At 70.8% G+C, this 6,483-nt stretch carries 6 protein-coding genes; 3 read left to right on the forward strand and 3 right to left on the reverse strand.

Annotation, left to right across the window (positions count from 1 at the left end; all coding sequences use genetic code 11):
• Positions 1-10: 10 nt before the first annotated feature.
• Complete coding sequence (locus NFR93_RS10220; RefSeq protein ID WP_251452921.1) at positions 11-886, reverse strand: EamA family transporter; 876 nt, start codon at positions 884-886, stop codon at positions 11-13.
• 10 nt (positions 887-896) lie between these two features.
• On the reverse strand, positions 897-2,123 hold the full coding sequence (locus NFR93_RS10225; protein WP_251452923.1) for a serine hydrolase domain-containing protein: 1,227 nt from the start codon (positions 2,121-2,123) through the stop codon (positions 897-899).
• Positions 2,124-2,440: 317 nt separating this feature from the next.
• On the opposite strand from NFR93_RS10225, the gene NFR93_RS10230 reads away from it, so the two are divergent.
• Positions 2,441-2,749 carry a DUF2470 domain-containing protein gene (locus NFR93_RS10230; RefSeq protein WP_251452925.1) on the forward strand — a complete coding sequence of 103 codons (309 nt, stop codon included), beginning with the start codon at positions 2,441-2,443 and terminating at the stop codon, positions 2,747-2,749.
• 73 nt (positions 2,750-2,822) lie between these two features.
• Positions 2,823-3,476 (forward strand): biliverdin-producing heme oxygenase, encoded by a 654-nt coding sequence (locus NFR93_RS10235; protein WP_251452928.1) that lies wholly within the window; start codon positions 2,823-2,825, stop codon positions 3,474-3,476.
• A 6-nt stretch (positions 3,477-3,482) separates the two neighbouring features.
• On the opposite strand, the gene NFR93_RS10240 is transcribed toward NFR93_RS10235, so the two are convergent.
• Positions 3,483-4,850: an ATP-dependent DNA helicase gene (locus NFR93_RS10240; protein ID WP_251452931.1), complete on the reverse strand. Its 1,368-nt coding sequence runs from the start codon at positions 4,848-4,850 to the stop codon at positions 3,483-3,485.
• A gap of 78 nt (positions 4,851-4,928) precedes the next feature.
• Between NFR93_RS10240 and NFR93_RS10245 the strand changes: the two genes are divergently transcribed.
• Positions 4,929-6,056, forward strand: coding sequence for a hypothetical protein (locus NFR93_RS10245; protein ID WP_251452934.1), 1,128 nt, complete (start codon positions 4,929-4,931; stop codon positions 6,054-6,056).
• The last annotated feature ends 427 nt before the right edge of the window (positions 6,057-6,483 follow it).

Consider the following 6,483-nt stretch of genomic DNA (forward strand, 5'->3'; position numbering starts at 1 on the left):
CGAACCCTTCTCATCCGAGCGGCTCCGCCGTGCGGCGCGCAGCCCGCGTCGATGCGCGGACCGCTCCGATGCTCGCGACGATCACCAGGGCGATCCCCACCAGTTCGAGCCAGGTCAGGTGCTGGCCCAGCAGCACGAATCCGGCGAGCGCCGCGGTCGCGGGGGCCAGCGACATGAGGATCGCGAACGCCGCGGCGGGAAGGCGCCGGAGCGCGAACAGCTCCAGCGCGTACGGGATGGTCGACGAGAGCACCGCGACGGCCGCGCCCAGCGCGACGAGGTCGATCCGCAGCAGTGCGCCTCCGGCATCCATGATCCCGAAGGGCAGGGCGAGCAGCGCGCCGACCGTCATCGCCAGGGCGAGACCGTCGAGCTTCGGGAACTCCCGTCCCACACGAGCCGACGCCAGGATGTAGAACGCCCAGCTCGCCGCGGCACCCAGAGCGAAGAGCACCCCGATCGGGTCGAGGCGATCCCATCCTCCGCCGCCGAGTGCGACGACTCCGACGAAAGCGACCACCGCCCAGACCCAGGCGGACCGTCGGCGGCTCGCGACGATCGAGAGCACGAGCGGCCCGAGCACTTCGATCGTGACGGTCACGCCCAGCGCGAGGCGCTCCAGCGCCAGATAGAACAGGCCGTTCATCACGGCCAGGACGACACCGAACCACACCACCGAGCGCCAGGCGACCGCGTCGTGACCGCGAAGCCGCGGCCGCGCGATGGCGAGCAGGAGGAGGGACGAGAACACCAGCCGCAGCATGACCATCCCGAGCGGGCCGACCTCGGGGAAGAGGAGCACGGCGAAGGACGCGCCGATCTCCTGACAGGCGAGACCGGCGACGACCAGCAGGACGGCGGGGGTGCTGCCCGCGCGCGCGCTCACTCCCGGGACGTCACTCGGACGGCGCGGAGCAGATGGCGTTCTCGGCGATGGGCTGCGCGAACTGCTCGGCAGTCCACGGCAGACCCGCGCTCGGGGTCTCCTGCCCCGACGCGGCGGGCGCCTTCGATGCGATCGCGGCGAGCTGGAGAGCCAGCCACGTCACGTGATTGGGCGTCGCCGACGAGTTGTTGAGGACGATCACGACGGTCAGGCCCGACTCGGAATCGGCATACGCCGCGGTCATGTAACCCGGGACCGAACCGTGCTGACCGACCAGCGAACCCGCCTGGAACGCGCCGCCGGCAGCCGTGAACCACGACGACGACGACCGCGACGGCGGTCGTCCGTCCTCGAAGCGCTGAGTGCCGGTGAGTGCACCGGTGGCGAGCGCCCGGACATAGCGCGCGAGATCGGTCACGTTCGTCATGACGCCGGAGTCGCTGTAGCCGGTGGTCAGCGAGACCGGCGTGACGTCGGTGGGCTCGGCGCAATTCCACACGCCCTCGATCCGCGGCGAGCGCAGACCGTTCAGCTGGGGGGCCTCCGTGGGGCCGGCGGCGAGATAGGTGTTCTCGAGGTCGAGCGGGTCGGTCACGTACTTCTCGATGAGGGCCGGCATCCGCTCGCCCGATGCGTTCTCGAGCGCGAGGCCGAGCAGGAGATACCCGGAGTCCGAGTCGGTGTACTGCGCGCCCGGGTCGGCGACGCGGCCCTGCCCGAGACCGTAGCTCGCGAGCTCCAGCGGCACCCACGTCCGCTCGGGGTTCGACAGCCACAGCCCGAGGAGCTTGCTCGAGTAGGAGGCCAGCCCGCTGGTGTTGTCGCACAGCATCTCGAGGGTGACGTCGGTGAGGTCGGCCGCACCCGAGACCCATTCGGCCACCTCGTCGTTGCGGCCGACGACGCCTTCGTCGACGAGCTCGTAGAACACGTCGCACGTCATCGCGCGCGTGACCTTGCCCGCGCGGAACTGCATGTCGGCGGACACCTCGGCGCCGCCGGGCGTCGTCGTCCCGACGCCATCGACCCAGCTGCCGCTCCACGGCGCCCACACGCCCACGATGGCGCCGGTGGACCCCGTCGCCGTGATCGCGCGGGACACCGCATCCTGCAGCTGCGTCTGCGTCTCTTCGGGGAACGCGCCGTCGACCTGTTCGGGCACGTCGATCGACACCGACTGGTCGGGAGCGCACGCAGCGAGACCGATCACGAGCCCGAAGGCCACGCTGATCGCCACGGCTGCCCGCCGCACTGAGGGTCGAACCGGCATATCACTCCCCGAATTGGTGCGTACCGATTCAAACACACCCCGGTCCCGCCCGGTTGCGGGGGCGCGTGCGCACCTGCCACCCCCGTGCGTGAGAATCCCGCACGTCGGGGCGGCGTGCGCACGTGCCCCCTGGGCACCGCACCCTGGTCCCGCCCGGTTGCAGGGGGCGCGTGCGCACGTGCCACCCGCGTGCGTGAGAATCCCGCACGCGGGGGCGGCGTGCGCACGCGCCCCGGTGGCCGCACCCCGGTCCCGCGCGGTGCGCGCACTCGTAAGCTGGCAGGATGCCGCACCAGTTCGACGAGGCCGCTCTGGCGGGGGTCCTCCGCCACATGAACGCCGACCACGTCGGCGACAACCTGCTCATCGTGCGCGCATTCGCCGAGCCCGACGCGGTGTGGGCGACGATGACGGGATTCGACGGGGATGCCGGAAGGTGGCGCGCCCGGCGGCCCGACGGGGCGGAGTCGGACGTCTCGATCCCGTGGCCGGGGGGTCCGATCTCGGCGCGACCCGAGGTGCGGCGAGAAGTGGTCGCCCTGTACGACGAGGCCTGCCGGCGCCTGGACGTCGAGCCTCGTCCGCACGCGTGACCCTCGGCGGTCGTGCGCCGTCGCAGCGATCCGAGGCTAGGTTAGGACGTCCTAACTCGCCTATCATGGCCCCATGAGTGACCCGACCCCGTTCTCGGCCGCGCTGCGCGAGCGATCGAGCCGCGCGCACTCCTCCAGCGAGTCAGCGGGGTTCATGTCCGATCTCGTCGAGGGCCAGGGCACGCGCGAGGACTACGTGGCTCTCGTCGCCCAGCACTGGTTCATCTACGACGCGCTCGAGCGTGCGGCATCCGAGATGAAGGACGACCCGGTCGCGCGGGTCTTCATCACCGACAAGCTCACGCGCCTGCCCGCCCTCGAGGCCGACCTGGCCTACCTCGTCGGACACGACTGGCGGGAGCGCATCGAGCCGCTGCCGACCACCCCCCGCCACGTCGAGCGCATCGCCGAGGTGGGTCGCACGTGGCCCGGCGGCTTCGTCGCCCACCACTACACCCGCTACCTCGGCGACCTGTCGGGCGGGCTGTTCATCGGCCGCCTCATGGCCCGCCGGTTCGGGTTCGACACCAACGGCATCGGCTTCTACCTCTTCGACGACATCGCCGACCCGAAGGCGTTCAAGGACGTCTACCGCGAGCAGCTGGACGCCGCTCCATGGGATGCCGCCGAGCAGGAGCGCGTGATCGACGAGGTACTGCTGGCCTACCGCTTCAACACCGAGCTCTTCGAGGACCTCGCGGCCGCCAAGCGCGTGCGCGTCGCCTGACCCGGGTCAGGATGCCGGGGGTCGCGCCGCGCGCATCTCGGCCATCCAGCGCTGAACGTCCGGGTCGACGCGGATGTCGCTGGGCCGCAGCGGCCGGGAGAGGTACAGCCCGTCCAGCGACGTGAGGCGCGACAGAGCGACATACGTCTGACCGGGCGCGAAGGCGCCGGAACCGAGGTCGATGACCGCACGGTCGTAGGTCTTGCCCTGGGACTTGTGGATCGTCACCGCCCACGCCAGTCGGAGCGGGAACTGCGTGAACTCCGCGACGATCTCGCGGCTGAGCGACTTCGATCCGGGGTCGTAGGCGTAGCGGAACCTCTCCCACACCGCCGGTTCGACGTCGACCTCCTCACCGTCGATCTCGACGCGCACCGACTCGCCGGCGATGCGGGTGACGGTGCCGATCGTCCCGTTCACCCAGCGCGGCGGCTCGCCGAACGACGAGGTGTCGTTGCGCAGGAACATGACCTGCGCGCCGACCTTGAGCCGCAGCTCGGCGTCGGCGGGGTAGGCGGCCTCGCCGCGTCCGAAGTCGCCGTTGACCTCGGCAGCGGCTGTCTGCAGCCGCCCCGGCAGCGCGTCGAGATGGCGCCGGTTGATCGCGTTGACGATGTCGTTGCGGGTGGCCAGCGTGATGATCGGCGGCTCGTCGTCCGCGGCATCCGGGGGCGTGCGCGCACCGGTGTCGTTGAGGATCTGCGCGATGTCGGCGGTGACGCGGCCGTAGCGCACCGCGTTGAGCATGGCCTTGAACGACTGATCGGACTGCCGGTGGATGTCGATCAGCTCACGCACCTGCAGGTCGGCACCGTACGACCCGACATCGAGGATGCCGTCGCTGGCCGCCTCGCCGTTCCACACCTTCGCGTCGAAGAACCAGAACGAGCGGTAGTGGTCGCGGATGTACCGCAACTCGTCCCCTCGCGGCGGCACCGGAGCGAGCTGGTACGGGTCGCCGAACATCACGATCTGCACACCGCCGAACGGCTCGGATCGCCGGCCGCGGGCCTGGCGCAGGGAGCGGTCGATGCCGTCCATGAGATCGGCGTTGACCATCGAGATCTCGTCGATGACGAGGGTGTCGATGGCGTTGAGGATCTTCCGCGTGGCGTCGGACTGGTCGAGCTGCGTGTTGGCGATGAGCCCGATCGGCAGGCGGAACAGCGAGTGGATCGTCTGCCCCTCGACGTTGAGGGCGGCCACCCCGGTCGGCGCGCACACGGCGATCTGCTTCGACGTGTTCCACGCGAGGTGCTGCAGCAGCGTGGACTTGCCGGTTCCGGCGCGTCCGGTGACGAACACGTGCTCGCGGGTGTCTTCGATGAGCCGGTAGACCGCCTCCTGTTCGGGCGAGAGCGGCGGCCTGGTCACCGGTTCATGGTAATCGGCGGTAGCACCTGCCGATTCTCAGGTGGGGTTTTCTAGACTGACCCCGTGGACCAAGGGGCGGTGGGCACTTTCTCCGCGCGCGCATCGGCGCCCGCGGGTGTCGCGCCGAGCCCGACGCCGGTCGCCTCCAGCGCCCCGACCCCCGCGCCGCGCAAGCGCCGCCTGGGGCTGGGTGCGTATCTGACGATCCTCGGCGTGCTGTTCGCCCTGCTCGCAGGCGCCGTCTGGGCGTCGGTCGGCTACCTCTACCGCGAGCTCTACAGCCCCACCGCGTTCGTCGAGCGCTACCTCGGCCTCCTGGTGGACGGCCGAGCGGCCGACGCGCTCGCGATCCCGGGCGTGGCTGTCGACTCCGCCGCTCTGGAGGAGGCGGGACTGCCGGCGACGGCATCCGAGGCACTGCTGCGTCGCGACGCCCTCGCACAGTTGAGCGGCGTCGATGTCGTCGCCGAGACCACCGATGCCGAGACCGGAGTGACGCGCGTGACCGCGGAGTACCGCGCCGCCGGCTACGACGGCACGACCACGTTCGCGGTCGAGCGCGCCGGCTCGATCGGGGTCGCACCGACATGGCGGTTCGCGACCAGCCCGCTCGCGGTGCTCGACCTCACCGTGCGCGGATCGATGAGCTTCGACGTCAACGGGTTCGCCATCGACAAGCGTCAGGTGTCGGTCGACGGGGTGGATGCCGATCCCACAGCCGCGGTGCCCCTGCTGGTGTTCTCGCCCGGCGTGTACTCGGTCGCGGTCGACACCGCGATCTCGGCGACACCGGGAGTCGTCGTGCTGTCGGACAGCCCGTTCCAGAACGTGTCGGTCACCGTGCAGGCGCAGGCGACCGACCAGTTCGTCGAGGTCGTACAGGAGCGCGTCAACGAGTTCCTCACCGACTGCGCATCCCAGGAGGTGCTGCAGCCGACCGCGTGCCCGTTCGGCTTCGTGCTGCAGGACCGCGTCGTGTCGTTGCCCGACTGGTCGATCAAGACGTATCCGAAGGTCGACGTCGTGCCCGACGGCGCCGGCTGGCGCATCCCCGCGACCGAGGCCGTCGCCCACCTGGACGTCGACGTGCAATCCCTCTTCGACGGCGCGGTGTACGGGGTGTCGGAAGACGTGGGCTTTGCGGTCACGGCCGACATCACCGTTCTCCCCGACGGCACGGCGTCGATCGTGGTCAGCGGGCCTTAGCGCGGCGGTTGCGTGAGCGCGGGGCCGCACCGGTTCGGGCGGTCGTCGCCGCGCCGGGTTCGGTTGTCGTCGCCGCGCCAGGTTGCGGCATCCGCTGTACCGATCGATGGCGCGGACGCCGCGAAGTGGCGCGGCGGTGGGATCTACCCGCCGCGAGCTGGCGCGGATGCCGCAAGCTGCCGCGTCGGTGGGAACAGGCGCCGCGAGGTGACGCGGGAGTGGAGTGCGCAGCGGGTTCGGTGGACCTCGCCGCGCCAGGTTGCGGCATCCGCTGTACCGATCGATAGCGCGGATGCCGCGAGGTGGCGCGTCGGTGGGGTCCAGGCGCCGCGAGCTGACACGGGAGCGGAGTGCGCAGCGGGTTCGGGGGATGTCGCCGCGCCAGGTTGCGGCATCCGCTGTACCGATCGATGGGGCGGATGCCGCG

The organism is Microbacterium sp. Marseille-Q6648 (genome assembly GCF_943181415.1).
Lineage (GTDB): Bacteria > Actinomycetota > Actinomycetes > Actinomycetales > Microbacteriaceae > Microbacterium.

What these genes read in the sequence shown, in the direction of transcription:
- NFR93_RS10230 (WP_251452925.1), top strand. Translation starts at nt 2,441, where the DNA reads ATGCCGCACCAGTTCGACGAGGCCGCTCTGGCGGGGGTCCTCCGCCAC.
- NFR93_RS10235 (WP_251452928.1), top strand. Translation starts at nt 2,823, where the DNA reads ATGAGTGACCCGACCCCGTTCTCGGCCGCGCTGCGCGAGCGATCGAGC.